The sequence below is a fragment of the Streptomyces sp. NPDC056231 genome (genome assembly GCF_048270745.1).
Taxonomy (GTDB): domain Bacteria; phylum Actinomycetota; class Actinomycetes; order Streptomycetales; family Streptomycetaceae; genus Streptomyces.
Genome location: NZ_JBLVKW010000053.1, coordinates 12704 through 36975, shown reverse-complemented (window position 1 = coordinate 36975; position 24272 = coordinate 12704). Strand labels below are relative to the sequence as shown.

Genomic DNA, 24272 nt, shown 5'->3' with positions numbered 1-24272 from the left:
GGAACATCTGTCATGGCCAGTGTCCGTGGTTACTTCCATCCCAAGACGGCGACCGGCGACTCGTCGCTGATCCCCTCGCCGCCCTGGCGCTACTCCGGCGACCTGCTCACCGTCGAGTACCGCACCGATCCCGCCCGCGTGCGCGAACTACTCCCGGAACCAATGGAGTTGGCGGAAGAGGACCCGGGTGCCGTCGCGCTGATCTGGGCCGACTGGCAGTCCTGCTCGACCAGCGGGCAGGAGCTGCTCGACCCGGTGCTCTCCCAGTACAAGGAGGCCTTCGCGGTCGTCCGCTGCTCCTACAAGGGACGGACGTACTCCCGCTGCGTCTACATCTGGGTCGACAAGGACTTCGCGATAGCCCGCGGACTGCACCAGGGCTACCCGAAGAAGCTCGGCTCCATCCACCAGACCCGCCCGCACCCGTACGGGCCCGCCCCGCGGATCGAGGCGGGCGCCCGCTTCGGCGCCACGCTCGCCGCGGCCGACCGGCGGCTCGCCCAGGCCGTGGTCACCCTGCGGGAGCCGTCCGGGACCAACGGCTTCGTCAACGGCCATCCGATGGCCCACCACCGCTGGCTGCCCTCCATCGAGAAGGGCAAGGGGCTCGCGCTCGACGAGCTGATCGAGACCGGTGCGGCGTCCTTCGAAGCCGGGCAGCCCTGGACCGGTGACGCCGATCTCGAACTGTTCGAGGCCCCCACCGAGGAGCTGGCCCGCCTGGAGATCCGGGAACCGATCGCCGCGTACTACCGCCAGGTCGGTGTCGTCTGGGACGGCGGCACGCTGCTGGAGTCCGGCACTTCGGAAGCCGAGTAACCCCTCTACACCCCAGACCACTTGGAGACCGGACATGACCGAACACACCCTCACCGTGGCCGGGGTCGCCGTCGACACCCGGCACTGGATCGGCGGCGAGCGCATCGCCTCCTCCAAGACCTTCACCGATGTCTCGCCCATCGACGGCAGCGCCCTCGGCGAGATCTCCCGGGGCACCGCGACGGAGGCCGCAGCCGCCGTCGCCGCCGCGAAGGCCGCCTTCCCCGGCTGGGCCGCCACTGCGCGCGCCGAGCGGGCCCGCATCCTGCACGCCATCGCCGACGGTGTCGACAAGCGCATCGAGGACCTGGCGATCGTCGAGACCCACGACAACGCGGCTCTGCTGCGCTCGCACCGCCGCGGTGTGATGCCGCGCGTGGCGCACAACTTCCGCTTCTTCGCCGACTGGCTGCTGAAGCTGGAGCACGAGGAATTCGAGACACGCGGCCACACCAACCACGTCAGCTGGGACCCGGCCGGCCCCTGCGTGCTGATCACTCCGTGGAACGCCCCACTGATGCTGGCCACCTGGAAGATCGCCCCCGCGCTCGCCGCCGGGAACACGGTGATCCTCAAGCCTGCCGAGTGGACCCCGCTCACGGCATCGCTCCTCGCGGACATCGCCGCCGAGGCGGGCCTGCCGGCCGGCGTGCTCAATGTCGTGCAGGGCTATGGCGCCGAGGCGGGCAACGCGCTCGTCTCCCATCCCGACGTACGCCGGATCAGCTTCACCGGTTCCGTACCGACCGCGAAGGCCATCGGCGCCGCGTCCGCCGCGAATCTCGTGCCCACCAGCTTCGAACTCGGCGGCAAGTCACCCCTGTTGGTCTTCGCCGACGCCGACCTCGACCTCGCGGTCGACCTCGCCGTGGAGCAGTACGACAATGCCGGACAGGTGTGCCTGGCCGCGACCCGCATCCTCGTCGAGGAGTCGATCGCCGACGAGTTCACGAAGCGGTTCGCCCAGAAGGCCGCCACCCTCAAGCAGGGCGACCCACGCGACGAGGCCACCGACCTCGGCCCCAACATCCACCCCCGCCAGCTGGAGAAGATCGACGGCTTCGTGCAGCGGGCGCTGGCAGCCGGCGCACGCGCGGTCATCGGCGGCGCACCCCACACGGACCTCGGCGGCCTCTACTACCGACCGACCCTGCTCACCCACGTCGCCCAGGACAGCGAGGTCGTCCAGGAGGAGGTCTTCGGCCCGGTCCTGACCCTCCAGACCTTCGCAACCGAGCAGGAGGCGGTCGCGCTGGCCAACGACACCCGCTTCGGTCTCGCCGCGACCCTTGCCACCGGCGATCACGAGCGCGCCGAGCGCGTCACTGCGCAGCTCGTCGCGGGCACGGTCTGGGTCAACTGCTTCTTCGTACGGGATCTGCAGGCGCCGTTCGGCGGCTCCCGCCAGTCCGGAGTCGGCCGCGAGGGCGGCACCTGGAGCTTCGACTTCTACTGCGACCTCAAGAACACCGTCACCGCACCACAGGGATGGCGGAACCATGGGTGAGATCGTCGGGGCGGGCCTGCTCGCCCATGTCCCCACCATCATGCTGCCGGAGGCCGACCGGCTCGACCTCAACGAGGGCAAGGAGATCACCCTCGTCACCGGCCTGCACCAGCTGCGCCGCGAAATCTTCGAGCACGACATCTACGACACGGTCGTCGTCCTCGACTCGCACTGGGCCACCACGGTCGAGTTCGTCGTCACCGCCCAGCAGCGCCGCGCCGGGCTCTTCACCTCCGAGGAACTGCCGCGCGGCATGTGCCGGATGCCGTACGACTTCCCCGGCGACCCCGAACTCGCCAGGAACATCGAGAAGTTCGCCGACGAGCACGGCACCTGGATCACCGCAATCGACGACGACTACCTGCCGATCTACTACGCCACCATCAACCTCTGGAAGTTCCTCGGCGAGGGCCTTCCCGACAAGAAGTGGGTGACCATCGGGGTCTGCCAGACCGGCGACATGGAAGACCACCTGCGGCTGGGCCGGGCACTGGCCGACGGCATCGCGGCCACGCCCGGCCGCCGGGTCCTCCTCATCGCCTCCGGCGCGCTCTCCCATACCTTCTGGCCGCTGCGCGAACTGCGCGACCACGAGGCGAGCGACACCGCCCACATCTTCACTGCCGAGGCCCGCGATGCCGACCACGAGCGCATCGCCTGGTTCAAGGAGGGCCGCCACGACAAGGTCCTCGACACCATGAACGAGTTCTGGAGGTACAAGCCCGAGGCGAAGTTCTTCCACTATCTGATGATGGCCGGCGCGCTCGGTGAGGGTGCGTGCACGGCCAAGGGCCGCCAGTACGGCGAGTACGAGAACTCCATCGGCACCGGCCAGGTCCACCTCTGGTTCGACCGCCCCGCCGACGGCTGGACCGGCACCGGCCTGCCCGTACCTCCCTCCCCGCGAAACCCGCACAGCCGCTTCTAGAAAGGCCCGCCATGCCCGAGTACCGCCGCATCCTCCTCGACGGAGCCGTCGTCGAGACCCTCCGTGACGGAGACGAACTCGTCGCCGGCGACGGCCGCCGCGTCAAGATCGACGACGCCCAGCACCTGCCGCCGGTCGTGCCGTCGAAGATCGTCGCCGTCCACCTCAACCACCGAAGCCGCGTCGACGAGTTCCAGATCGAGCTCACCCCGACCCCGACCTACTTCCACAAGCCGACCTCCGCCCTCAACTCCCACAAGGGCGCCGTCATCCGCCCCGAAGGCTGCACATGGCTCAACTACGAGGGCGAGGTCGCCATCGTCATCGGCAGGACGGCGCGCAACATCTCCCCGGCCCAGGCGGGCGACTACATCGCGGGCTACACCGTCGCCAACGACTACGGCCTGCACGACTTCCGCGACACCGACGCCGGCTCCATGCTCCGCGTCAAGGGCTCCGACACCCTCTGCCCCCTCGGACCGGGTCTCGTCACCGACTGGGACTTCCACGGCAAATACCTGCGCACCTACGTCAACGGTGAGATCGTCCAGGACGGCTCGACCGACGAGATGGAGTGGGACATGCACTACCTCGTCGCCGACATCGCCCGCACCATCACCCTCCACCCCGGCGACGTCCTGCTGTCCGGCACCCCGGCCAACTCCCGCCCCGTACAGCCCGGCGACGTCGTCGAGGTCGAAGTCGAGGGCCTCGGCCGGCTCACCAACCACATCGTTCCCGGACCCACCCCCATCCGCACCGACGTCGGCGCTCAGCCCACCGAGTCCGAGGAAGTGTTGTCCACCGCGCTCGGCGGCGACTGGGAGTTCCGCGGCGTCCGCCCGCCCAAGCGCTGACAGCGCCGCACGACCGCGCCGCACCGGGCCTGACGCGAGAGGTCGCACGGTGCGGCGCGCCCGTGCGGACAGCTCTTCTCCGCGCGCCCGGGCCCTTGCCAACACGTGCACCCTCATCCACAACCCGGCAGGTAGGGTCCCCGGCATGACCAAATCCGCCGAGACCACCGAAGACAAGGGCGAAGGCAAGGGAGCCAAGCCTCGCAAGCGGGTGAACTACGGAGCGGGCCGCGAAGCCCTGCTCAGCGCCGCCGTGCGGGTGGTGGCCCGCGGTGGTCTACGCAAACTCACTTACCGCGCGGTCGCGGAGGAGGCCGGGGTCACCCACGGCCTGGTCGTCCACCACTTCGGCTCGCGTGACGCCCTCATCGAAGAGGCGCTGACCCACGCCGTGCGCACCAGCCTGAACACCAGCGCGCTGGAGCCCGGCACCGGCAAGGTGGCGGACTTCTCGACCGAGTTGTCGGAGATGGTCACCGCTGATCCGGACATCCAGGTGTTCCAGTACGAGCTGCTCCTCGAATCCCGCCGCAGGCCCGAGCTGCTGCCACCGCTGCGTGCGCTGTACGACGAGTACTTCGCGGCCACCCAGCGCGAGCTCACCCGCATACTTCCGGGCGATGCGAACCCGGCGCTGATGCGGCTGGTCTTCGCCGCTCTGGACGGCCTCGTCCTGCACCAGCTCGTGTTCGACGAGCCGACCGTCACCGACGCCGCCCTGGAGGAGCTGAGGGCTCTCCTGCGGCTGCTCGACGCCGACGGAGGCGCCGAGGGGAACCACTGACCCCACCGACACATCGCGAGGCCCTGGACGCTCGGCGTCCAGGGCCTCGCCCGATTCCGCACCGGAGCCATCGCCGTACACGAGGAGGCGTGCACCGCACGTGAGGAGCGGTGCGATTCAGACGCGCTGTCACCTCGTCTCCCCGATACCACTTCGATTCCGACGCCATGAAGAGCCGACAGTGCGGCGGGAATCCTCATCAACCCCTTGCCAAATGGATAGTTCACCCCCAGGATGAGGCAACTCGTTTGGCCTGAAACAAACCACCCTTTCCTCATTCCCGGCAGGTGATCCGAGTGGACAGTCAAACGGTCGCAAGGCAACAGACCGTGCAGGACGCGCCCACCGCAGGCAAGCTCAAGCCCAACGCCCTCGGCGTCCTGGGCATCCTCTTCTTCGTCCTCTCCGCGCAGGCCCCGCTGACCGGCATCGCCGGAGCCTCCCCCATCTCCGTCGGCCTCGGCAACGGAGCGGGCGTACCTGCCGCGTACGTCGTCGCCGGTCTGATGATCCTGCTGTTCTCGGTCGGCTTCGTCGCCATGGGCCGCCATGTCGTGGACACGGGCGCCTTCTACACGTACATCGGCAAGGGCCTGGGCCGGACCACCGGATCCGGCAGCGCGGGCGTGGCCCTGTTCGCCTACTGCACCATCCAGGCCGCCATGTACGGGCTGTACGGGGCGCTGGTGAGCGGTCTGGTCTCGCACTACGCGGGCCTGGACACGCCGTGGTGGGTGTGGGCGTTGACCACGATGGTGGTCGTACAGGCGCTCGGCGCCGCCGGCATCGAGATGGGCGCCAAGGTCCTTGCGGTCTTCGTCCTGGCGGAGTTCAGCATCCTGTTCGTCTTCGCGCTGGTCACCCTGTTCAAGGGCGGCGGGCCCGAGGGGCTCGGCTTCACCCAGAGCTTCTCGGCGAAAGCTGCCCTGCAGGGGGCTCCCGGAGTGGCGATGATGTTCGCCGTGGCATCGATGTTCGGCTTCGAGGCCACCGCGATCTACGGCGAGGAGGCGCGCGAACCGCGCAAGACCGTCCCCCGGGCCACCTACCTGTCAGTCGCCGTCGTCACCGGCTTCTTCGCCTTCACCTCCTGGATGATCATCTCCTCCTACGGCGCTTCGCACGCCACCGCAGCCGCCGGAAAGGCACTGGAGAGCGGCGACGCCACGGCGTTCGTCTTCAATCCCGTCGCCGACCAGTTCGGCGGATGGGCTTACGACGTACTGCCGGTCCTCCTCGCAACCTCGCTCTTCGCGGGCATCCTCGCCTTCCACAACTCGGCCAACCGCTACCTGTTCTCGCTCAGCCGTGAGGGGCTACTGCCCCGCAAGCTGTGTGCGCTCAACCGACGCCATTCCCCCTGGGCGGCCGGCAGCGTGCAGACCGCGATCGCGCTGGTGCTGGTCGCCCCGTTCGCACTGCTGGGCAAGGACCCCGTGCTGACGCTCTTCTCCTGGTTCAGCGGAGTGGCCGTCCTCGGGATGATGCTCCTGTATTTCCTGACCTCGGTTTCGGTGATCGTCTTCTTCCGGCGCGAGCGCCTCGACACCCGCCCCTGGAACACCCTGATCGCCCCGGCCCTCGGCGCGCTCGGCCTCGCGGGCGCCATCTGGCTGATCCTCGCCAACTTCACGACGCTCATCGGCGGTGACCCCGGCACGGCCGCCTGGCTCGCGCTCAGCGTCCCGGCGATCCTGGTCCTGGGCGCCGTGGCGGCACGGGTGGTGCGCGGCAAGGCGGCTGTGACCGCCTGATCCGCCCTCCCCCTGCGGCGCGCTCCCGGCGAACGACCCCGGGCGCGCGCCGCGGGGGCGCCACCCCCGAACGGCCGACATCATCTCCCACCGCACCGGAAGGTGCTGACCGACGAGGTCAACGTGCTGGTGCTGCCCGGTCCCGTATGACGCGCATCAGCACGCCCACATCAGTCGGCGGCGTAGGCCACCTGGTCCAGGAAGCCGTCGACGAGGCGGCGGGCATTGGCGCGAGCGACGGATTCCATGACGCGGCTGTGTACGAGCAGTTCGTCCGGGTCGACTCCGTGCCGTACGCACTGCTCCGCGCCGCCGAGGTCGACCCACCCTCGCACCATCGCCGTGGTGACCTCAGGGTGGAACTGCACGCCCAGTGCTCGCCCCGCCCGGAAAGCCTGCGTGCACACGGTGTTGCGGGCCAGCGCCACGGCGCCGGGCGGCAGGACGCAACGGTCGTAGTGCCACTGGAACCACGGCCCCGGCGGCACCAGGCCGGGAACCTCGGTCTCGACCTCCGTCCATCCGATCTCGGGCCGCGGGGAGGCTTCCACCGAGCCACCGAGGGCGGTGGCGAGCGCCTGGGCGCCGAAGCAGACGCCGAGGACCGGAATACCGAGGTGGTGGGCCTTGCGCAGCAGCGCGAGCTCGCCGCCGATCCAGCTGCCGATGGCCACGTCGTCGTAGACCGACCAGGGGGCACCGAGGGACACGATCAGGTCCCAGCCATCGGCGTCGGGGAAGTCGAACTCCACATTCGGCGCGTGATGGCGGGACTCGGGCACGACCGTCACAGTGGTGAGTTCGTATCCGTGCTCGACGAGGCGGTCCCCGACCCGCCCGGGCTCCGTCACGTGGTCGTGCTTGATGACGAGTGCTCGCACGATGGGCGCTCCCTTCCGCTGTCCATGGACCCGCCGGATCACCCGACCAGGCCAATCGTATGGATCCAAATGATACGCGGAACCCGCCTTCCGGGGACCCTTGCGAGGGGCCGCTCACCGCCATATCGTTTGAGCCCAAATATATTGGATGTGACCTGGAGGCCACCCATGCTGGATGTCACCCATGAGGAGTGGCTGCGCCGAGCCGAGGAGCTGGACCTGTCCGGGGTCCACCACATCGACGGCGCCGACGAACCCGGTGGCGGTGGGAGCTACACCGTCGTATCTCCACGCAACGGCCAGGTGCTGACCCAGGTCGCCGACGGAGGCCACTCGGAGGTGGACGCGGCCGTCGCCGCCGCCCGCCGGGCCTTCGACTCCGGCCCCTGGCCGCGCCTGGCGCCCGCCGACCGCGGCCGGGCGCTGCTGCGGATCGCCGATCTGCTGGAGGAGCAGCGCGACCAGCTCGCGCTCATCATCAGTCTGGAGATAGGCAAGCCCATCACGGACGCGTATGCCATCGAGCTGCGCGCCGCGATCAATACCTTCCGCTGGTACGGACAGTTGGCCGACAAGGTGACCGACGAGTCCCCCCACATCGCCCCGGACGCGCTCGCGCTCGTCACCCGGGAGCCGGCGGGCGTCGTCGGCGCGGTGGTGCCGTGGAACTTCCCCCTGACGCTCGCCTCCTGGAAGGTCGCGCCCGCACTCGCGGCCGGCTGCACCGTCGTACTGAAGCCCTCCGAGAACTCCCCGCTGTCCGCCCTGCTGTTGGGCCGTCTCGCAACCGAGGCCGGGCTGCCGCCGGGCGTCCTGAACGTCGTCACCGGCGACGGCCCCACCGCCGGGCGGGCGATCGGCCTGCACCCCGACGTGGACGTCCTGGCCTTCACGGGGTCGACCGCCGTGGGGCGGCACTTCCTGCGCTACGCCGCCGACTCCAATCTCAAGCGTGTCTGGCTGGAGTTGGGCGGCAAGTCGCCCAACATCATCCTCCCGGACGCACCCGACCTGGAGAAGGCCGCGGCCACCGCCGCCTGGGGCATCTTCTTCAACCAGGGCGAGATGTGCACGGCACCCTCGCGACTGCTCGTCCACTCCTCCATCGCCGAGCGCGTCACCGAGGCCATCGTGGATCGCGCACGGAAACTGCGAGTCGGTGACCCCCTCGACCCCGCCACCGAGATGGGCGCGCTGGCCGGCGAGGGACACCTGGAGCGCGTACTGGACCACATCGGAACCGGCCTCCACGAGGGCGCCCGGCTGCGGACCGGTGGTGACCGCACACGGGCCGAGTCCGGGGGCAGCTTCCTGCGGCCCACCGTCTTCGACCGGGTGGACCCCGGCATGCGGTTGGCCCGGGAGGAGATCTTCGGCCCGGTGCTGTCCGTCCTCACCTTCGAGGACCTCGACGAGGCCGTCGCGCTCGCCAACGCCACCGAGTACGGTCTCGCGGCCGGGCTGTGGACGTCCGACCTGTCCACCGCGCACCGGGTCTCCCGCGCCCTGAAGGCCGGGACGGTCTGGGTCAACTGCTACGAGGAGGGCGACCTGACCGTGCCCTTCGGCGGGATGAAGCAGTCCGGCAACGGCCGCGACAAGTCCGCGCACGCCCTGGAGAAGTACACCGAACTCAAGACCACCTGGATCCAGCTGTGAGACCGCTCATCGCCATTCCGGCCCGTTTCTCCGCGTCCACCTCCGCCCTGCGGTACGCCGCCGAGGTCAACGCCCGGGCGCTCGTCGACGCGGTGTGGCGGGCGGGCGGCGAACCCGCGACCATCCACCCGCACGCGCCCGGCGGAACCGCCGACCCCGCCGAGGTGACCGCCCGGCTCACCCGCTTCGACGGCGTCCTGCTCCCCGGCGGCGGCGACCTCGCCCCGCACCGCTACAGCGATGGCGAGGCCCACGACAGCGTCTACGACGTGGACGACGAACAGGACGGCTTCGACCTGGAAGTCGCCCGCCAAGCGCTGGACGCGGGCCTGCCGACGCTTGCGGTCTGCCGCGGCCTGCAGGTCGTCAACGTCGCCCTGGGCGGCACCCTGGAGCAGGACATGGGCGGCCCGCAGCGCGAGCACCGCCACGTCGTGCACCCGGTGGCGATCCAGCGCGGCTCGCTCCTGGGGCAGGCCACCGGGGCCGAGAAGGTGGAGGTCTCTTGCTACCACCACCAGCGGGTGGACCGTACCGGTGTCGGCCTCACGGTCGCCGCCCGCGCCGTCGACGGGACCGTGGAAGCCCTCGAACTCCCTGGCCTGCACGGCTGGTTCGCCGCCGTGCAGTGGCACCCCGAGGACACCGCCCACGAAGACCCGGCCCAGCAAGGGCTCTTCGACGCCCTCATCCGCGCCGCCCGCGGCCGTCGCTGACATCGCCGTGGCCCTCTTCGGCCGCGGCCGGACCACAGGGCCCCGGCTCGCTCCGGAACTCGACCTTCACGCCTTGGGGCGGCGTCCGCTGCGGCGCGGCGCGGGTTCGGCGCCGTCCAGCAGGGCGAGGCGACGCTCCTCGCCCTGCTCCTCCACCTGGAGCACGACCCGGCGCAGCCCCTCCGCGACACTGCGGCACTCCTCGTCGCTGAGCTGCCCGGTGACAAATGCCTCCTCCTCGTTGAACTGGGGAAACACGCGTTGCATGAGCTCCTCGCCCTCGTCCGTGAGGCTGAGCAGCACCAGCCTCCCGTCAGTGGGATGACCGGACCGCCGCACCAGCCCCCGCGCCTCCAGAGTGCGCGAAACCCCGGTGAGGGTCCCCTTGGAGATGCCCGCTTCCTCCGCCACGTGCCGCGTCTCGGACTCGCCCCAGATCCACACCACCCACAGCACGACGAACGCCGTCCAGGTCAGCTCGGACTCGCGCAGCACCGAGTTCTCCAGGTGCTGCCTGACCGCGGAGGCGGCGCGGTAGATATTGGCCACCACGGCCATCTGCTCGTGCCGGACCGGAATGCCCCCCAGCTTCGCACCTGCCAGCTTCTCGGCTTCGGTGATGGATCGTTGGCCGGGCACGGGCACACCCCTCCGACGCCATTGCGGCGCCTTGGATCGACGCTATCGTTCGGGACCAAATTGTACGGAGTTCCGGCCGACAGGGCATGTGCCGACGATGTACCTCGAAACCAGTAGTGGACTCCCCTGCTCTGGCCGCACTACGGGAACGCGCTGCCTCATCCGGCAGGTGGCACGGACCGCCCGGGGCGCCGGGTACCGTGGAGCCCGCCGATCCCGTGGACCTTCTTGCGGGCTGCGTGACCCCCGTAGGAACAGATGAGGAACCGATGACGACGAACCGCGGACGCAAAGACGTCATCCGCGACCGGATGGCTGCCACCGGCGAGTCGTACAACGTAGCCGCCCGCAACCTGAAGGCGATGAAGGACATGGGCGCCACCCGTGACGCCGTCCTCACGCAGCGCTGGCGCCCGGCGGACTCGCTCGACGTTCCGTGCCCCTGCGGCGGGACCTGCGAGCCCGGCGAGACCTGCGACCACTGCCATGCCCGGCACCGTCATGTGGCACGCTACCCCGGCAGCGTCACGGATGTGGAGACCTGGGCCGACCGGTACGACTGCATGGGGTGCTCGTCCTCGTACACGCTGATCGTCGTCCTGCACGGCCGCCCCTGGGGTGTCGCCGAGACGGTGGTCCAGGGCGGGGCGGCCGAGCCGATGGTCAGGGCGCGGGTGTTTCCCGGCGTCGCCCACCCGCTGCTGCGCCCCGAGAGCCCCGAGGACGACTGACCGGCTGAGGACGAGGGCGTACCCCGCCGGCCCAGCGGGGTACGCCCTCGTCCGGTGCCAACCGCTGATGCGGTACCGCTGGTCGGTCGGTGTCTGCGGGACGGGGTGAAGGCAGCCGTCGCCGGCTTCCAGCGAGCCGAGGTGACCTGAACCGACAAAATCACCGCACTACCCACGACGCGCGTCGCGGACGTGCTGGGTTTTGTGGAGGGGCGGGACATCGATCCCCTCAGCAACAGTCGGCCGTACTACGAAAGAGTCCTGCCTGAGGCTCGCCGTGATCGCTTGTGGCCGCGGATCCTCACCGTCATCCTGAGCCACTTCCTCTTCCTGCCAGTTTCGGCGCCGCTCCGGTGGCCTCCAGGAACAGTGTGCCGTCGGCGCCTGCGTCTTGGGACGTGCAGTGTTTCAGCAACGCGGAAATCGGGCCGTCGACGAGCCGGTAGCGCACGATCCGGCCGTCCTTCTCACCCTCGACGATGCCGGCGGCCCGCAGAAGACGCAGAGCCTGGGAGACGGCGGTGTCCCGCATCCCGCTGGCGACGGCGAGGTCGGACACGGCGATGGGGCCCGCCTCATGGAGGGCGAGCAGCAAGGACAGACGTCCGGGATCGGAGAGCAGAGAGAAGCGATCGGCCCAGCCGCGTACGCGCTCGGGCTCGCCCATGGCGGCGATGGCATCGCAGACCCGATGGCCGTCAATGGTGCGCCGCCCGGCGTGTTCCGCGGGAACCAGATGCATGGACACATCATCGCAGTCACGCCCTTCACCTGCATACCTGGTCAGTTATGCAGGCTTGCAGCCTTCTAGGGTGGGCGGGCCGTGGTGTTCGGGAAGACCGGTGACAGCCCCCAAGGGCTCAGTCCGGAGCGGCCCTCGCCACTGTGATCGGGAAGTTCCCGCCCCATGCATTGCCACTGGCCTCGCGGCCGGGAAGGCAGGGGCGGGCGCGTTGACCCGTCAGCCAGGAGACCGGCCACGGCAGCACGAAGCTGATCCACGAGGTGCTGGAGCGTGACCGTATGACCGTGTCCCAAGGCGTGCCCGAAACCGCCGCCGCCCCGTCCTTCCGCTGGCGCCGCGAGGACACCGTCCGAACCGCAGGACTGCTGGCCGTGATCGTCGCGCTGCACGTGGTCGCGTTCGGAATCCTGTTTCTGCTCGTGATTCCGCATCACTACGAGGTCGGCACCAAGGCGTTCGGGGTCGGCCTGGGCATCACCGCCTACACCCTCGGCATGCGGCACGCCTTCGACGCGGACCACATCGCGGCGATCGACAACACCACCCGCAAGCTGATGGCCGACGGCAAGCGGCCGGTGTCGGTGGGCTTCTGGTTCGCGCTCGGGCACTCCAGTGTGGTGGTCGTCATGGCCGCACTGGTCGCCGGGGGCGCGAAGCTCGCCGGCACCCTGATGGACGACGGCTCCCGAACCCACCAAGTCCTCGGCACTGTGGGCACCACGGTGTCCGGCAGCTTTCTATATCTCATCGCCGCCCTCAACCTCGTGGCGCTGTTCGGCATCATCCGCGTCTTCAAGGCGATGCGGGCCGGACGGTACGACGAGGCGGAGCTGGAGGCCCACCTCGACTCGCGCGGCTTCATGAACCGCCTTCTGGGGCGGTTCACCAAGTCCATCCGCCGGCCCGGCCAAATGTTCCCGCTCGGCTTCCTGTTCGGGGTCGGCTTCGACACCACGACCGAGGTCCTGCTCCTCGCTCTGGCCGGCAACGGCGCCGCCGCCGGCCTCCCCTGGTACGCGGTCCTGTGCCTGCCCCTCCTCTTCGCGGCGGGCATGAGCCTGTTCGACACCCTGGACGGCACGTTCATGAACTTCGCCTACCAGTGGGCGTTCTCGAACCCCGTTCGCAAGGTGTTCTACAACCTCACGATCACCGGCCTGTCCATCGCGGTGGCCTTCTTCGTCGGCACGATCGAGCTGGTCGGCGTTCTGCACGACAAGCTCGCCCTGAGCGATGACGTCACCGGCTGGATCGCGGGCCTGAACCTGGACAACGTCGGCTATGTCATCGTCGGCCTGTTCGTGGTCGTCTGGGCCGTGGCCATCGCCTACTGGCGGCTGGCCAAGGTCGAGGAGCGCTGGAGCGCCCGCACCGCAGACGCCGCCTGACGGCGGCAGAAAGAGACCACCGCCGACATCTTCGAGGCCATCGAGCACGCCTCAGGGCGACGGTGAAGCCTGAAGCTGCAGGACAACCAGTTGCGGCGCATGGTGGTGCCATGGATGAGCACCCTCCTGTGGTCGTGCTTCCGCCCTCGCCGGACGGTGGGCGGCAGGTGACGATCCACGGCGAGCGCGTAGGCACCGCCTACAGCCTTTTCGACGTGCTCGATTTCCTCCACCGCGCCGGCTTGCCCATCAAGGATCGCGCGATCGACGACCCCGAGCTGATCGAGTGGCGCGGCGGCGGACCATACGACTGGAACAACACCGCGCTGCCCTGACCCCGCTGCCGATCGCCGGGCGTCCCACCCGCCCAGTGCCTTGGTCAGAGGACGCGCAGATGGGTGGGGCCTCTTTGGGACCTTTTCAAGCCACGATGACGGTGCTGCCGGCTCGGTCGAGGGCGGTGTGCAGTTCGGCCGGGCATGGCTTGTCGGTGATGAGGGAGTCGAAGCCGTTCAGCTCGCACACGCGGTGGGCGGCTGTGCGGCCGAACTTGCTCGAGTCGGCGAGTACGTAACGGTGGGAGGCGTTGGCGAGCATGGCTCGCTTGGTGGCGACTTCGTCGAGGTGGAAGTCGGTGAGCCCGTAGGGGGCGATGCCGCCGGATCCCAGGAAGACGGCGTCCGCGCGCAGGTTGCTGAAGAATTCCACCGCTTGGGCGTTGGAGCAGGCGAGGTCGCCGGCTCGGATCCGGCCGCCGCTGACCAGGACCTCGACTCGGGGGCGTGTGCTGACTTCCGCGGCCACGAGGAGGGAGGGGGTGGCGATGACCCCGGCGTGGTCGGCGGGCAGCGCGCGGGCGACCTCCAAGGCGGTGGTGCCGACGTCGATGACAACGGTCTGGTTAAGCTGGATGAGTGCTGCTGCCGCGCGGCCGATGGTCTCCTTCTCCGAGGCGAGGGCGCCGCTGCGTTCGCTGAAGGGTGCCTCTTCCCCGACCGGCGCCTGAGGGCTGGTGGCGCCGCCGTGAACCCGGGAGAGCCGGCCACGCCGCTCGAGCAGGGCAAGGTCCCTGCGGACCGTTTCGTGGGAGACGCCCAGCAGCGTCGTCAGATCGTCAGTGGTGACGAACGTGAGCCGGGCGATTTCGGCGGCGATTCTGCGATGGCGCTCGGCGGCGAGCACGACCTGTCTCCTTTGGAAGGGTGACCGTTTTTGTGGATCTGTGACTGCATTCTACGGTCCAGGCAGCCTCGATCAGGTCGTCGCGCCTCCTCCTGCCGGGCTTCCCCTTCCTCCCTCTCGCTGCCTGTGGCACCTGGGCGAGCGCCCCAGGCCTGTCCGGTGCGTTACGCAAAGACCAACCCTTGACGCCGAGCAGGCAAAGGTCCACACTTCCAGTAACTCGCGGTCAATAATCCACAAGAACGGTCAAGAGCCGGGTTGTCGACTGCCACGGGTACGGCCGCGCGCACCATCGCGGCCCCGCCGTCCCAACAGCAGACAGGCCCCCAGCAGACCCGCGCGCGGGGCGTGCCTGCATGCCGACCCGTTCGGTTCCTCCACGTCCACTGGCTCTCGCATCCACGGCGGGCCACTTCGAAGCAGGAAACAGAGGCATGGCATACGAAGACGCAGGTCCCCAGGGATCGAGAACAGACGGCGCGGGCGCCGGTGAGCCCAAGCAGCACATGGCGCGGGAACTCGGCTGGTATGCCTCGTTCTCCGTGGCATTCGGCTTCGTCTCCATCGCCACCGGCATCTTCACCACCTACGGCGCGGTGCTCGCGACGTCGGGCCCGCGCGGCATCTGGGCCTGGCCGATCTCCGTGATCGGCCAGCTGTCCATCGCCCTCGTCTTCGGCGCTCTCGCAGCGCGGATCCCGATCAGCGGCTACTCGTACCAGTGGGTGTCACGCATCGTGGGCCCGGTATGGGGCTGGATCATGGGATGGATCTCGTTCGCCTTCCTGGGCGTGGTCCTGATCGCCGTGGACTACACGATCGCCTCCACCATTCTTCCGGAGCTGTTCCAGTACGTCGGCACCACGCAGAACGCCTGGGTGATCACGGCCGTTGTCGTGCTGCTGCAGTCTGTTCTGGTCGCCGCCTCGACGCGCACCACCCACCGGGTCAACAAGGTGGCCGTGACGGTGCAGCTCGTCGGCATGATCGCCCTGACCGTGCTGCTGTTCGTCGTGGGCGCCTTCACGGGCAAGCTGGATTTCGCTCACCTTTTCGCGACCGGGCCCGTCCCGGAGAGCGGCTACTACGCCCTTGGCGGGGCCACCGAGGCCGGACCGTTCGCTCTGGCGTTCCTGCTGGGCGCGTTCACCATCGTCGGATTCGAGTCGGCGGCCAACCTGGCCGAGGAGACCAAGGATCCGGCTCGTGTCATCCCCAAGGCGATGATCCAGGCGGTGCTCTCCCTGGGCGTGCTGGGTTTCCTGTTCCTGGTCGCGATCACTGCCGCAGCCGGCCGGATCGACGGTGTCGCGGAGTCGGCAACGCCGGTGGCCACTGTGATCACCGCCGTGCTGGGCTCAGTCGTCGGGAAGATCCTGCTCGTGCTGGTCGTCGTTTCGATCTTCTCCTGCGGGCTGGTGATCACCCTGAGCGGCACCCGCCTGGTGTATGCGATGTCGCGGGACGAGCGCTTCCCCGGCTGGCGGCTGCTGAAGCGTATCGACCGGCGCACGGCGACACCGCTGAACGCTTCGGTGTTCATGCTGCTGATCGCACAGATCATCCTCGCGGTCTTCTCCCGCTCCACGGACGCGCTGTTCCAGCTGTTCTCCGCCGGCACCCTGCTGCCCGCCCTCATCTACGCCGGAACGGTCGCGATGTACGCCGCCAAGCGCCGCTCCCTGCCCGCGTCCCAGGGGTTCTCACTGGGCCGCTGGGAGATCCCGGTCCTCGTCGTCGCCGGCGTCTGGCTGGCGTACGAACTGCTGATCTTCCGGGACGCCTCCTTCCGAGCCCCATGGATCTACGTACTGGTCCTCTTCGCGATCGGTGCCGTCTACTTCACCGGCCTGATCATCCGGCGGGGCCGCCACGGACTGACCATGCCCGACATGGCCGACGTCGACCGGGCGCTGGACACCGCCGACCAGAAGCCCGCCGACGCCACCGCGGCCGGGAGCGCACGATGACCGCGATTCTCTCCATCGACCAGGGCACCTCGGGCACGAAGGCCATCGTCGTCGACGCCGACGAGGGAACCGTCGCCATCGCGGAGGAAACCGTCCGCCCCACCTATCTCGCCGGAGGAGGCGTCGAGCAGAACCCGCACGAGCTGCTCGACTCCGTCCTCAACGCCGGCCGCCGCGCCGTGAGCGCGGCCGGCCGGCCGATCGCCGGCGTTGCCCTGGCCAATCAGGGCGAGACGGTCCTGGCCTGGGACCCGGCCACCGGAACACCTCTGACGCAGGCGATCGTGTGGCAGGACAGGCGCGCGGAAAGCGTCTGCAGCGAGCTGACCGAGCACGCCCAGAGCATCGCCCGGCGCACCGGTCTCGTCCTCGACCCGTACTTCTCCGCGCCCAAGATGGCCTGGCTGCGCCGCAACCTCACCCGCGACGGGGTGGTGACGACCACCGACACCTGGCTGGTGCATCACCTGACGGGCGAGTTCGTCACCGACGCCTCCACCGCCAGCCGCTCGCTGATCCTCGACCTGGACACCGCTGCCTGGGACCCTGAGCTCGCCGATCTGTTCGGGCTCGGCGGGGAGCGGCTGCCCCGCATTGCCGCGTGCGACGAAATCGTGGGCACCACCCGCGCGTTCGGCCAGGAGGTGCCGGTGGCCGGGCTGATCGTCGACCAGCAGGCGGCCCTGGTCGCGGAGGGCTGTCTGGAGCCGGGCACCGCGAAGTGCACCTACGGCACCGGCGCGTTCCTGCTGGCGAACACCGGTCTGAACCCGGTGCGCTCCAGCGCGGGCCTGACCACGTCGGTGGCCTGGCAGGCGGCCGGACAGACCCCGTACTGCGTGGACGGTCAGGTCTACACCGTCGCCTCCGCGGTGCGCTGGCTGCAGGACCTCGGCCTCATCCAGTCCGCGACCGACCTGGACGCAGTGGCGGCAGCCGACAGCGAGGGTGTGCTGTGCGTGCCCGCCTTCGCCGGGCTCGCCGCCCCCTGGTGGGCGTCACAGGCCACCGCGTCCTTCTCCGGCATGACCCTGGCCACCCGCCGCGAACACCTCATTCTGGCCGTGCTCCAGGGCATCGCCGCACAGGTCGCCGAGCTGGGCGCGCTGGTCGCGAAGGACCTCGGCCGGCCTCTGAGCCGACTGCGCGCGGACGGCGGACTGACCAACTCCGCCGCCCTCATGCAGGCCCAGGCCGACATCGCCCAGATCCCCGTCGACATCTACCCCCACGCCCACGCCACCCCCCTGGGCGCAGCCGCCCTGGCCCGCTGCGCCCTCGACCCCGCACTCAGTCTCAAAGAGGCCGTCGGCGACTGGCAGCCGACCACCGTTTACGAACCCCGCTGGTCCACCGATCGGGCCGAGGAGTTCCGCACCACATGGGCGAAGGCCGCCACGGCCTGCGCCACCGAGGGAGATCACTCATGACCGCCACCCCCCACCGTCCCCACAACGGCGTCTTCGACGTCGCGGTGATCGGCGGAGGCATCGTCGGCGCGGCGATCGCACGCGAACTGTCCGGCTGCGAGGTCTCCGTCGCGCTGATCGAGGCCCGCGACGACGTGGGCGACGGCACGAGCAAGGCCAACACCGCGATCCTGCACACCGGCTTCGACGCCAAACCCGGCACGCTCGAATCCCGGCTGGTCGCCCGCGGCTACCACCTGCTGGGCGCCTACGCCAAAGCCACCGGAATCCCCGTCGAACACACCGGTGCCGTGCTGGTGGCGTGGAACGACGAAGAACTCCAGGCGCTGCCCGGCCTGAAGGAAAAGGCCGAGGCCAACGGCTACGAACACTGCCGCATCATCGACGCCGAGGAGGTCTACCGCGCGCTTCCCGACCTCGGAGAAGGCGTGCTCGGCGGCCTGACCGTTCCCGACGAATCCATCATCTGCACCTGGACCACCAACCTCGCCCTGGCCACCGACGCCCAGCAACGCGGCACCACGATCCTGCTCAAGCATGCCGTGACCGGCATCGACCAGGGGGACGAGGCGACCACCCTGCACACGGCGGCCGGTGACGTACGGGCCCGCTGGGTCGTCAACGCCGCCGGCCTCGGGGCCGACCACATCGACCGCCTCTTCGGCCACGACCGCTTCACCGTCACGCCCCGCCGCGGAGAGCTGTTCGTCTTCGACAAGCTCACCCGCCCCATGGTCGACAAAATCGTCCTGCCGGTGCCGTCCTCCCGCGGCAAGGGCGTGCTGATCTCCCCGACCATCTACGGCAACGTCATGCTCGGCCCGACCGCCGAGGACCTCACCGACCGCACCGACACCGGCACCTCCGAAGAGGGCTACGACTTCCTCCTCACCAAGGGTGAGCGCCTCATGCCGCGGCTGCTGGCCGAGGAAGTCACCGCCAGCTACGCAGGCCTGCGAGCCGCGATCGACCATCCCGACTACCTCATCGAAGCCACCGCGCACCAGCGCTACCTGCTCGTCGGCGGCATCCGCTCCACCGGCCTGACCGCCGGCATCGCCATCGCCGAACACGCCCGCACGCTCCTCGAGGAAGCCGGCCTGGCCCTGCGCACCCGCGGCGACCTGCCCGAGCCCCCGCAGATGCCCAACATCGGCGAAGCCTCCCTGCGCCCCTACCAGGATGCCGACCTCATCGCCCGCGACCCCGCCTACGGCACCATCGTCTGCTTCTGCGAACGGGTCAGCGAAGGTGAGATCCGCGACGCCTGCCACGCCCCCGTGCCTGCCCACAACCTGGAAGGACTGCGGCGGCGCACCCGCGCCATGAACGGCCGCTGCCAGGGCTTCTTCTGCGGCGCAGCCGTCGCGGCCCTGCACGAACAGCACCACACCCACGACGGCTGCAGCCGCCAGCACAAGGACGCCCGATGACCCACCAGCCGCCCGTGATCACACCCGACGTCCTCATCATCGGCGGCGGACCCGCAGGTCTGACCGCCGCCGCCGAGCTGGCCGGCCGACGGGCCGGCCACGTCCTCGTCGTCGACCGGGAGCAGGCCGCCGGCGGAATTCCCCGGCACAGCGACCACACCGGCTACGGTCTGCGCGACCTGCACCGCGTGATGTCCGGCCCCGCCTACGCCCGCCACCTCGTCCAGCAGGCCACCCGGGCCGGAGCGGAGATCCGCACCCGGACGATGGTCACCGGCTGGGCCGACGACGACACCGTCGACGTCACCAGTCCCGACGGCCGCTACCGGATCCGCGCGCGGTCCATCGTGCTGGCCACCGGCGCCCGTGAACGGCCGCGCGCCGCACGCCGCATCCCCGGTGACCGCCCGCACGGCGTCTACACCACCGGCCAACTGCAGAACCTCGTCCACCTCCACCACCAGCCCGTCGGTAAACGGGCCGTCATCGTCGGCGGAGAACTCGTCAGCTGGTCCGCGGCCGTCACCCTGCGCGAAGCGGGATGCACTCCCGCCCTCATGGTCAGCCAGTACCCGAAGGCGGAGTCCTACGCCGCCTTCAACGCGGCCGGGCGCACCGTCCTGCGCGTCCCCGTCGCCACCCGCAGCCGCGTCACCCGCGTCATCGGCAAGGGCCGCTGCCAGGCCGTCGAAATCGAACACCTCGACACCGGCCGGCGCCGTACCATCGAATGCGACACCGTCGTCTTCACCGGCGACTGGATCCCCGACCACGAACTCGCCCGCACCGCCGGCATCACCATCGACGAAGGCACCCTCGGCCCCCTCACGGACACCGCCCTGCGCACCAGCCGCCCCGGCGTCTTCGCCGCCGGAAACGTGCTGCACCCGGTCGACACCGCCGACGTCGCCGCCCTCGACGGCAAGCACGTCGCCCAACAGATCATCAACCACCTGAACAGCGAACGACAGCCGGCCGAGGGCGTCCGTCTGATCGCCGACGCTCCCTTCCGCTGGGTCGCCCCCCAAATCCTGCGACCCGGTGACCCGGCGCCCGCACGTGGCCGCCTGCTGCTGTGGGCCGACGAGTTCGCCCGCTTCCCGAGGGTGACCGTCCGCCAGGACGGACGGACCGTCACCCGCCGCACCCTCGCCTGGCCCGCCGCACCCGGCCGCGTCTTCCGCGTCCCCTCCAGCGTGCTCGACGGTGTGTCACCCACCGGCGGTCCAGTGCACATCGGCCTGCACTAGGTCCGGGCCTGCCGATCTTCGTGGCTCAGCCCGGGACATCCGGTGCGGCGCAGCGCAAGCGGAGGATCGTCCTCGTACTGGACGTACGTGGGCGAGTCCGACAACGCGGCGAGGTGCCGTGCCAGGCGTTCCGGGCCCACGAAGACCGGCAGGACAGGACCTGGCGGGCACCGCGGCCGGCCCTCAGGACAGGCTGCCGCGCTCACGCCCGCCCCACCCCGGCGGACGGATCCGCATGAGCGCGGCAGCCCTTCACCACTGCGACTGCGTGGTACGAGGCCGGTGTACAGGGCGGCCTGATCGCCGTCCCACTGACGAAGCGTCACCGCCCAGCAGGTGGACCGGTCCCGGGCGGTCGCCGCCGACAGGCGCTCCACCCGTGACCGCTCGGGGTGCCCCGGTCCCGGTTTCCTACGCTCCCCAGCGGGGCCCCATCCCCATGTGCCGGTCGGTCTTATTCGTCCTCGGGAACCAACCGCAGCGAGATCGAGTTGATGCAGTACCGCTGATCCGTCGGCGTCGGGTAGCCCTCGCCCTCGAAGACACGACCCAGATGTGAGCCGCAGCGGGCGCAGCGCACCTCGGTGCGGACCATGCCGTGGCTGCGGTCCTGGATCAGTTCGACCGCGTCAGTGTCCTTCGAGTCGTAGAAGGACGGCCAGCCGCACCTCATTGACCACTTCAGCCTCCACAGCCCCAGCGCCGAGCCGCACCGTCAGACTGCAACCACATGCACATCCGGCGGTGCCAGAACCTCCAGATAGGCGCGGAGATCATCTGGATCACTGGTGAAGATGACCGCGCTGCCGTGCCTCACTGCCGCCAGCGCCACCCAGGCATGCACCGCATCAGGACGCTTCTTGACCGGCAGCACCGCCTGCCCCAGAGCCGTACCGATGCGCCGCCAGTCGGCAAGGTCCGGCCCCGTTGCGCAGGCCAGGCACTCCGGGCGGCCCGCCTTCGTCTCGCGCATCGGCGGCTCGGACGTACGCGCCTGCGGGACAGCGCAGTCCCTGAGCACTCCGGACAGGGCATTCGCCTTGCGGTCGGCGAGCGCGATGAGCATGCCGGTGTCCTACACCGGCACCCGAGCGCTCACGCGGCATGCCCCGGGCGATGTCCCTGCCGGTCTCGGCCGTGCACGAGACCGAGGGCCTCTTCGACCTCGCGGCGCTCCTGCTCCGTCAGGTCCACGGGTACGTCGACAGGCCCTCTTGGCATCTCTCCGGCTTCCCGCTCCGCTCGGGCGATCACCGCATCCACATCGGCGAACTGCTCCTCTATGGCATCGCTCTCGGCCATCTGCCGCGTCGCGGCATGCACCAGATACGCCGAGACGTCCATGCCCGCCCGCTCGGCATGCTCTCTGATGCGCTCGGCCTGCGACTGCTCGAGGCTGATACTGATCCGAGTCTTCGCCATAACGAAAGCGTGTGACGCGTATTACGGAGGCGCAAGCGCCGATGTCCCGAAACGAGAGCGTCTGCAGGACATCGGCGATCAGACGGGACCGGTCGGCATGGGGCTCGCGAAGTCGGTGACGGAGAGCCGGTACGAGGGCTCCAGACGGCGACCCCGATTCCGGTCCGTGGAGGACCTCCACACCACGCCGATCCGCGTCGCGCGGCTGGAACAATAGGCCGAATGAGCAAAAGAGTTGACGGGGAACCGGGATACGGGGAACCGGGATTCGGAATGCAGTGGGGCAACCAAGACGTCCCGCGCCAGGGTGCCAAGATCGCCCCACTCCGCGCCCGCTACCGGAAGTGGGGGAACAGCGGCGTGACCACTCCACGGGAGAGGGCCGATGCGATCCTCACCAAGGCGGGTCTGGAGGCCGCAGGCGGCTGGGGCGCCCACCGCAACGCCCTCCCCGTCCGTGCGGCGCTGCGGCCGATCGCGGCAGGAAACGCCGTACCGACCTCTGTCGTACGACTGGACGCCGCCGATCCGTTCGCCGACACCGACGCGGAATGGTTCCGGCTGGCCACCGCGCACGGGCTGTTCGGCGAGGACGGGGGCTTCCTGGTCACGCTGGGGTGCGGCGACTGGTTCCGGGTCCGGCTCGGGCAGAAGTGGCGGCTGGCGGAGGTCCTGCGGAATCAACCCCGCTGCCCGGAGTTCATGACGCTCTCCCCGGACGGGAAGACACTTATCGGCGTCACCACCGAGGAGTACGAGATCTGGCTGATCGTGGTCGACGACGTCCCCGCGTATCAGGAACAACGGGCCCTGAAACTGGCGCGGGAGGAGAGCGAGGAGGAGCGCGAAGCGGCCTGGGACGGGCTGTTCAGCAGGCTCCGGATTCCACAGCAGACACGGGAGCGGTGGACGACCGGGCTCCTGTCCAACTCCGCTCTGCCCGACGGACTCCGGCTCGACCTCCTGGTACGCACCCGGAGGTTCTACGGCCGCGACCTGCCCGCCGACCTGATCGACCAACTGCTCGCCCACCCGGACTGGAAGGTGCGCAGCGCCCTGGTCGACACCGGCTCCAATCAGCTGACGCCCGGCCAGTGGAGCCGCCTCGTCCTCGCCGAGGAGAACGACCGCCGCCGCTGGGCCCTGGTCAGCATCGCCGTCGACTACGGCGCGACGTTCACCTCCGCCGCCTACGAGCGTCTCGCCGCCGATCCCGTCTCGCGTGTCCGTGCCGAGGCCGCCTCCCTGACCAGCCTGCCGGTCACCGTGGCCCGCGCCCTCCTCACCGACCCCGAGCCTCAGGTCCGGCAGTCCGCCTGCGCCGCCGCCTGGCCGGACCTCGACGCCGACGAGCGTCACGCGCTCCTCACCGACCCCGACCCCGGCGTCCGCGCCGCCGCCCGCCGGCTGCATCACCGTGAGCACCCGGTCCCGCTCGCCGTCTTCGAGAGCGGCGACCTCGGCGACGCCACGCGCGTCGTCACCGACTCCGTGCTGGAACCGGAACTGGCCCACCACCTGTCCCGGCACCCGGACGTCACCCTGCGCCGCGCCCTCGCCGACAACCTTCGTCTGCCACCGGCCCTGATCCCCGTACTGGGCGTGGACCCCGCCCCCTCCGTCCGGGGCGCCATCGCCCTCCGCCCGGACCTCACCGAGGCCCAACGAGCCACCATCTCCTACGACTTCGATCCCTCGGTCCACTACTCCACCCTCCCCTGGGTCCACGCCCTCCACAACGACCCCGAAGCCATGCGCCGGCTCTCCGTCTCCCCGCACCCCCTGATCCGCCGCTCCGTCGCCCGCGCCCGCCACCTCCCGCCGGACGTCGTCGATCGACTGGCCCACGACGAGGACCGCGTCGTCCACCTCTTCCTCGCCGAGTCCTGCGACGACGCCCCACCCTGGATGCTGCTGCAGGTCTGGCACTGGTGGAACGGCAGTCTCTCCTCCCCCGGCCGCCCCCGCACCCACCCCAACTTCCCCCGCACCGGCCTCCTGGAATACGCCGACGCCCCAACCCCCGGCTACGCCAACTCGCCCTGGACGACCCGGACTCCACCCCGGAACTCGTCGAGCGCTTCACCCTCGACCCGCACCACGAGGTCCGCTTCCGCGCCGCCGACGACCCACGACTGAGCCGCCTGGGCGCGGTCCGTCTCCTCGACGACCCCGAC

The 24272-nt window shown here is 69.9% G+C and carries 22 protein-coding genes, 1 pseudogene and 1 riboswitch; of the genes and pseudogenes, 16 read left to right on the top strand and 7 right to left on the bottom strand.

Annotation, left to right across the window (positions count from 1 at the left end; translation table 11 throughout):
- The first annotated feature begins 12 nt into the window (after window positions 1-12).
- From ACNPQM_RS30730 to ACNPQM_RS30705, 6 genes are all read left to right on the top strand, one after another.
- Entirely contained in the window at window positions 13-819 is an 807-nt protein-coding gene (locus ACNPQM_RS30730) for an acetoacetate decarboxylase family protein (protein ID WP_418086524.1), read from the top strand.
- A gap of 34 nt (window positions 820-853) precedes the next feature.
- Window positions 854-2326: an aldehyde dehydrogenase gene (locus ACNPQM_RS30725; protein WP_418086523.1), complete on the top strand. Its 1473-nt coding sequence runs from the start codon at window positions 854-856 to the stop codon at window positions 2324-2326.
- Window positions 2319-3254, top strand: a complete 936-nt coding sequence (locus ACNPQM_RS30720; RefSeq protein ID WP_418086522.1) for a 3,4-dihydroxyphenylacetate 2,3-dioxygenase — start codon at window positions 2319-2321, stop codon at window positions 3252-3254. Before ACNPQM_RS30725 ends, ACNPQM_RS30720 begins: the two co-directional genes overlap by 8 nt.
- 11 nt (window positions 3255-3265) lie before the next feature.
- Complete coding sequence (locus ACNPQM_RS30715; RefSeq protein ID WP_418086521.1) at window positions 3266-4111, top strand: fumarylacetoacetate hydrolase family protein; 846 nt, start codon at window positions 3266-3268, stop codon at window positions 4109-4111.
- Between the two features lie 145 nt (window positions 4112-4256).
- The gene (locus tag ACNPQM_RS30710; protein WP_418086520.1) at window positions 4257-4895 is read left to right on the top strand and encodes a TetR/AcrR family transcriptional regulator; all 639 of its coding nucleotides are present in this window, start codon (window positions 4257-4259) and stop codon (window positions 4893-4895) included.
- A gap of 296 nt (window positions 4896-5191) precedes the next feature.
- A complete protein-coding gene (locus ACNPQM_RS30705; protein ID WP_418086519.1) occupies window positions 5192-6649 on the top strand; it encodes an APC family permease in 1458 nt (485 codons plus the stop codon).
- Between the two features lie 170 nt (window positions 6650-6819).
- On the opposite strand, the gene ACNPQM_RS30700 is transcribed toward ACNPQM_RS30705, so the two are convergent.
- The gene (locus ACNPQM_RS30700; protein ID WP_418086518.1) at window positions 6820-7530 is read right to left on the bottom strand and encodes a type 1 glutamine amidotransferase; all 711 of its coding nucleotides are present in this window, start codon (window positions 7528-7530) and stop codon (window positions 6820-6822) included.
- Between the two features lie 168 nt (window positions 7531-7698).
- Here ACNPQM_RS30700 and ACNPQM_RS30695 point away from each other — a divergent pair, with 168 nt between their 5' ends.
- Together ACNPQM_RS30695 and ACNPQM_RS30690 are read left to right on the top strand one after the other, a co-directional pair.
- Complete coding sequence (locus ACNPQM_RS30695; RefSeq protein WP_418086517.1) at window positions 7699-9189, top strand: aldehyde dehydrogenase; 1491 nt, start codon at window positions 7699-7701, stop codon at window positions 9187-9189.
- Complete coding sequence (locus ACNPQM_RS30690; protein WP_418086540.1) at window positions 9174-9905, top strand: gamma-glutamyl-gamma-aminobutyrate hydrolase family protein; 732 nt, start codon at window positions 9174-9176, stop codon at window positions 9903-9905. Before ACNPQM_RS30695 ends, ACNPQM_RS30690 begins: the two co-directional genes overlap by 16 nt.
- Window positions 9906-9971: 66 nt before the next feature.
- Here ACNPQM_RS30690 and ACNPQM_RS30685 read toward each other — a convergent pair whose 3' ends face one another.
- The gene (locus ACNPQM_RS30685; protein ID WP_418086516.1) at window positions 9972-10544 is read right to left on the bottom strand and encodes a MarR family winged helix-turn-helix transcriptional regulator; all 573 of its coding nucleotides are present in this window, start codon (window positions 10542-10544) and stop codon (window positions 9972-9974) included.
- A gap of 269 nt (window positions 10545-10813) precedes the next feature.
- On the opposite strand from ACNPQM_RS30685, the gene ACNPQM_RS30680 reads away from it, so the two are divergent.
- Entirely contained in the window at window positions 10814-11275 is a 462-nt protein-coding gene (locus ACNPQM_RS30680; RefSeq protein WP_418086515.1) for a hypothetical protein, read from the top strand.
- Between the two features lie 406 nt (window positions 11276-11681).
- Here ACNPQM_RS30680 and ACNPQM_RS30675 read toward each other — a convergent pair.
- Window positions 11682-12017 (bottom strand): annotated as a pseudogene (locus ACNPQM_RS30675) (ArsR/SmtB family transcription factor); the annotation flags it as partial.
- A gap of 65 nt (window positions 12018-12082) precedes the next feature.
- Window positions 12083-12272: riboswitch (cobalamin riboswitch) on the top strand.
- 26 nt (window positions 12273-12298) lie between these two features.
- Here ACNPQM_RS30675 and ACNPQM_RS30670 point away from each other — a divergent pair.
- Together ACNPQM_RS30670 and ACNPQM_RS30665 are read left to right on the top strand one after the other, a co-directional pair.
- Window positions 12299-13408, top strand: a complete 1110-nt coding sequence (locus ACNPQM_RS30670) for a HoxN/HupN/NixA family nickel/cobalt transporter (protein ID WP_418086514.1) — start codon at window positions 12299-12301, stop codon at window positions 13406-13408.
- 110 nt (window positions 13409-13518) lie between these two features.
- Window positions 13519-13743 carry a hypothetical protein gene (locus tag ACNPQM_RS30665; RefSeq protein WP_418086513.1) on the top strand — a complete coding sequence of 75 codons (225 nt, stop codon included), beginning with the start codon at window positions 13519-13521 and terminating at the stop codon, window positions 13741-13743.
- Window positions 13744-13828: 85 nt separating this feature from the next.
- Here the strand turns inward: ACNPQM_RS30665 and ACNPQM_RS30660 are convergent, their stop codons facing one another.
- Complete coding sequence (locus ACNPQM_RS30660) at window positions 13829-14590, bottom strand: DeoR/GlpR family DNA-binding transcription regulator (RefSeq protein WP_358856416.1); 762 nt, start codon at window positions 14588-14590, stop codon at window positions 13829-13831.
- A gap of 434 nt (window positions 14591-15024) precedes the next feature.
- Between ACNPQM_RS30660 and ACNPQM_RS30655 the strand changes: the two genes are divergently transcribed.
- The 4 genes from ACNPQM_RS30655 to ACNPQM_RS30640 are packed head-to-tail and all read left to right on the top strand — an operon-like array spanning window position 15025 to window position 20673.
- The gene (locus ACNPQM_RS30655) at window positions 15025-16560 is read left to right on the top strand and encodes an APC family permease (protein ID WP_418086512.1); all 1536 of its coding nucleotides are present in this window, start codon (window positions 15025-15027) and stop codon (window positions 16558-16560) included.
- Window positions 16557-17990, top strand: a complete 1434-nt coding sequence (locus ACNPQM_RS30650; protein WP_418086511.1) for an FGGY family carbohydrate kinase — start codon at window positions 16557-16559, stop codon at window positions 17988-17990. The genes ACNPQM_RS30655 and ACNPQM_RS30650 overlap by 4 nt, the downstream gene beginning before the upstream one ends.
- The gene (locus tag ACNPQM_RS30645; RefSeq protein WP_418086510.1) at window positions 17987-19423 is read left to right on the top strand and encodes an NAD(P)/FAD-dependent oxidoreductase; all 1437 of its coding nucleotides are present in this window, start codon (window positions 17987-17989) and stop codon (window positions 19421-19423) included. The genes ACNPQM_RS30650 and ACNPQM_RS30645 overlap by 4 nt, the downstream gene beginning before the upstream one ends.
- Window positions 19420-20673, top strand: coding sequence for an NAD(P)/FAD-dependent oxidoreductase (locus ACNPQM_RS30640; RefSeq protein ID WP_418086509.1), 1254 nt, complete (start codon window positions 19420-19422; stop codon window positions 20671-20673). Before ACNPQM_RS30645 ends, ACNPQM_RS30640 begins: the two co-directional genes overlap by 4 nt.
- Before the next feature lie 454 nt (window positions 20674-21127).
- On the opposite strand, the gene ACNPQM_RS30635 is transcribed toward ACNPQM_RS30640, so the two are convergent.
- From ACNPQM_RS30635 to ACNPQM_RS30625, 3 genes are read right to left on the bottom strand one after another with little or no spacing between them, the layout of a single operon-like run.
- Complete coding sequence (locus tag ACNPQM_RS30635) at window positions 21128-21373, bottom strand: peptide-methionine (R)-S-oxide reductase (RefSeq protein ID WP_418086539.1); 246 nt, start codon at window positions 21371-21373, stop codon at window positions 21128-21130.
- A 15-nt stretch (window positions 21374-21388) separates the two neighbouring features.
- Window positions 21389-21739 carry a hypothetical protein gene (locus ACNPQM_RS30630; RefSeq protein WP_418086508.1) on the bottom strand — a complete coding sequence of 117 codons (351 nt, stop codon included), beginning with the start codon at window positions 21737-21739 and terminating at the stop codon, window positions 21389-21391.
- Between the two features lie 29 nt (window positions 21740-21768).
- Window positions 21769-22095 (bottom strand): plasmid mobilization protein, encoded by a 327-nt coding sequence (locus ACNPQM_RS30625; protein ID WP_418086507.1) that lies wholly within the window; start codon window positions 22093-22095, stop codon window positions 21769-21771.
- 222 nt (window positions 22096-22317) lie between these two features.
- Here ACNPQM_RS30625 and ACNPQM_RS30620 point away from each other — a divergent pair, with 222 nt between their 5' ends.
- The gene (locus ACNPQM_RS30620) at window positions 22318-24234 is read left to right on the top strand and encodes a PE-PGRS family protein (RefSeq protein WP_418086506.1); all 1917 of its coding nucleotides are present in this window, start codon (window positions 22318-22320) and stop codon (window positions 24232-24234) included.
- Window positions 24235-24272 lie beyond the last annotated feature (38 nt).

Excerpts from the sequence above, each read along its gene's own strand:
- ACNPQM_RS30730 (WP_418086524.1), top strand. The coding sequence starts at position 13 with ATGGCCAGTGTCCGTGGTTACTTCCATCCCAAGACGGCGACCGGCGAC.
- ACNPQM_RS30725 (WP_418086523.1), top strand. The coding sequence starts at position 854 with ATGACCGAACACACCCTCACCGTGGCCGGGGTCGCCGTCGACACCCGG.
- ACNPQM_RS30720 (WP_418086522.1), top strand. The coding sequence starts at position 2,319 with ATGGGTGAGATCGTCGGGGCGGGCCTGCTCGCCCATGTCCCCACCATC.
- ACNPQM_RS30715 (WP_418086521.1), top strand. The coding sequence starts at position 3,266 with ATGCCCGAGTACCGCCGCATCCTCCTCGACGGAGCCGTCGTCGAGACC.
- ACNPQM_RS30710 (WP_418086520.1), top strand. The coding sequence starts at position 4,257 with ATGACCAAATCCGCCGAGACCACCGAAGACAAGGGCGAAGGCAAGGGA.
- ACNPQM_RS30695 (WP_418086517.1), top strand. The coding sequence starts at position 7,699 with ATGCTGGATGTCACCCATGAGGAGTGGCTGCGCCGAGCCGAGGAGCTG.
- ACNPQM_RS30680 (WP_418086515.1), top strand. The coding sequence starts at position 10,814 with ATGACGACGAACCGCGGACGCAAAGACGTCATCCGCGACCGGATGGCT.
- ACNPQM_RS30670 (WP_418086514.1), top strand. The coding sequence starts at position 12,299 with ATGACCGTGTCCCAAGGCGTGCCCGAAACCGCCGCCGCCCCGTCCTTC.
- ACNPQM_RS30665 (WP_418086513.1), top strand. The coding sequence starts at position 13,519 with ATGGATGAGCACCCTCCTGTGGTCGTGCTTCCGCCCTCGCCGGACGGT.
- ACNPQM_RS30655 (WP_418086512.1), top strand. The coding sequence starts at position 15,025 with ATGGCATACGAAGACGCAGGTCCCCAGGGATCGAGAACAGACGGCGCG.
- ACNPQM_RS30650 (WP_418086511.1), top strand. The coding sequence starts at position 16,557 with ATGACCGCGATTCTCTCCATCGACCAGGGCACCTCGGGCACGAAGGCC.
- ACNPQM_RS30645 (WP_418086510.1), top strand. The coding sequence starts at position 17,987 with ATGACCGCCACCCCCCACCGTCCCCACAACGGCGTCTTCGACGTCGCG.
- ACNPQM_RS30640 (WP_418086509.1), top strand. The coding sequence starts at position 19,420 with ATGACCCACCAGCCGCCCGTGATCACACCCGACGTCCTCATCATCGGC.
- ACNPQM_RS30630 (WP_418086508.1), bottom strand. The coding sequence starts at position 21,739 with ATGCTCATCGCGCTCGCCGACCGCAAGGCGAATGCCCTGTCCGGAGTG.
- ACNPQM_RS30625 (WP_418086507.1), bottom strand. The coding sequence starts at position 22,095 with ATGGCGAAGACTCGGATCAGTATCAGCCTCGAGCAGTCGCAGGCCGAG.
- ACNPQM_RS30620 (WP_418086506.1), top strand. The coding sequence starts at position 22,318 with ATGAGCAAAAGAGTTGACGGGGAACCGGGATACGGGGAACCGGGATTC.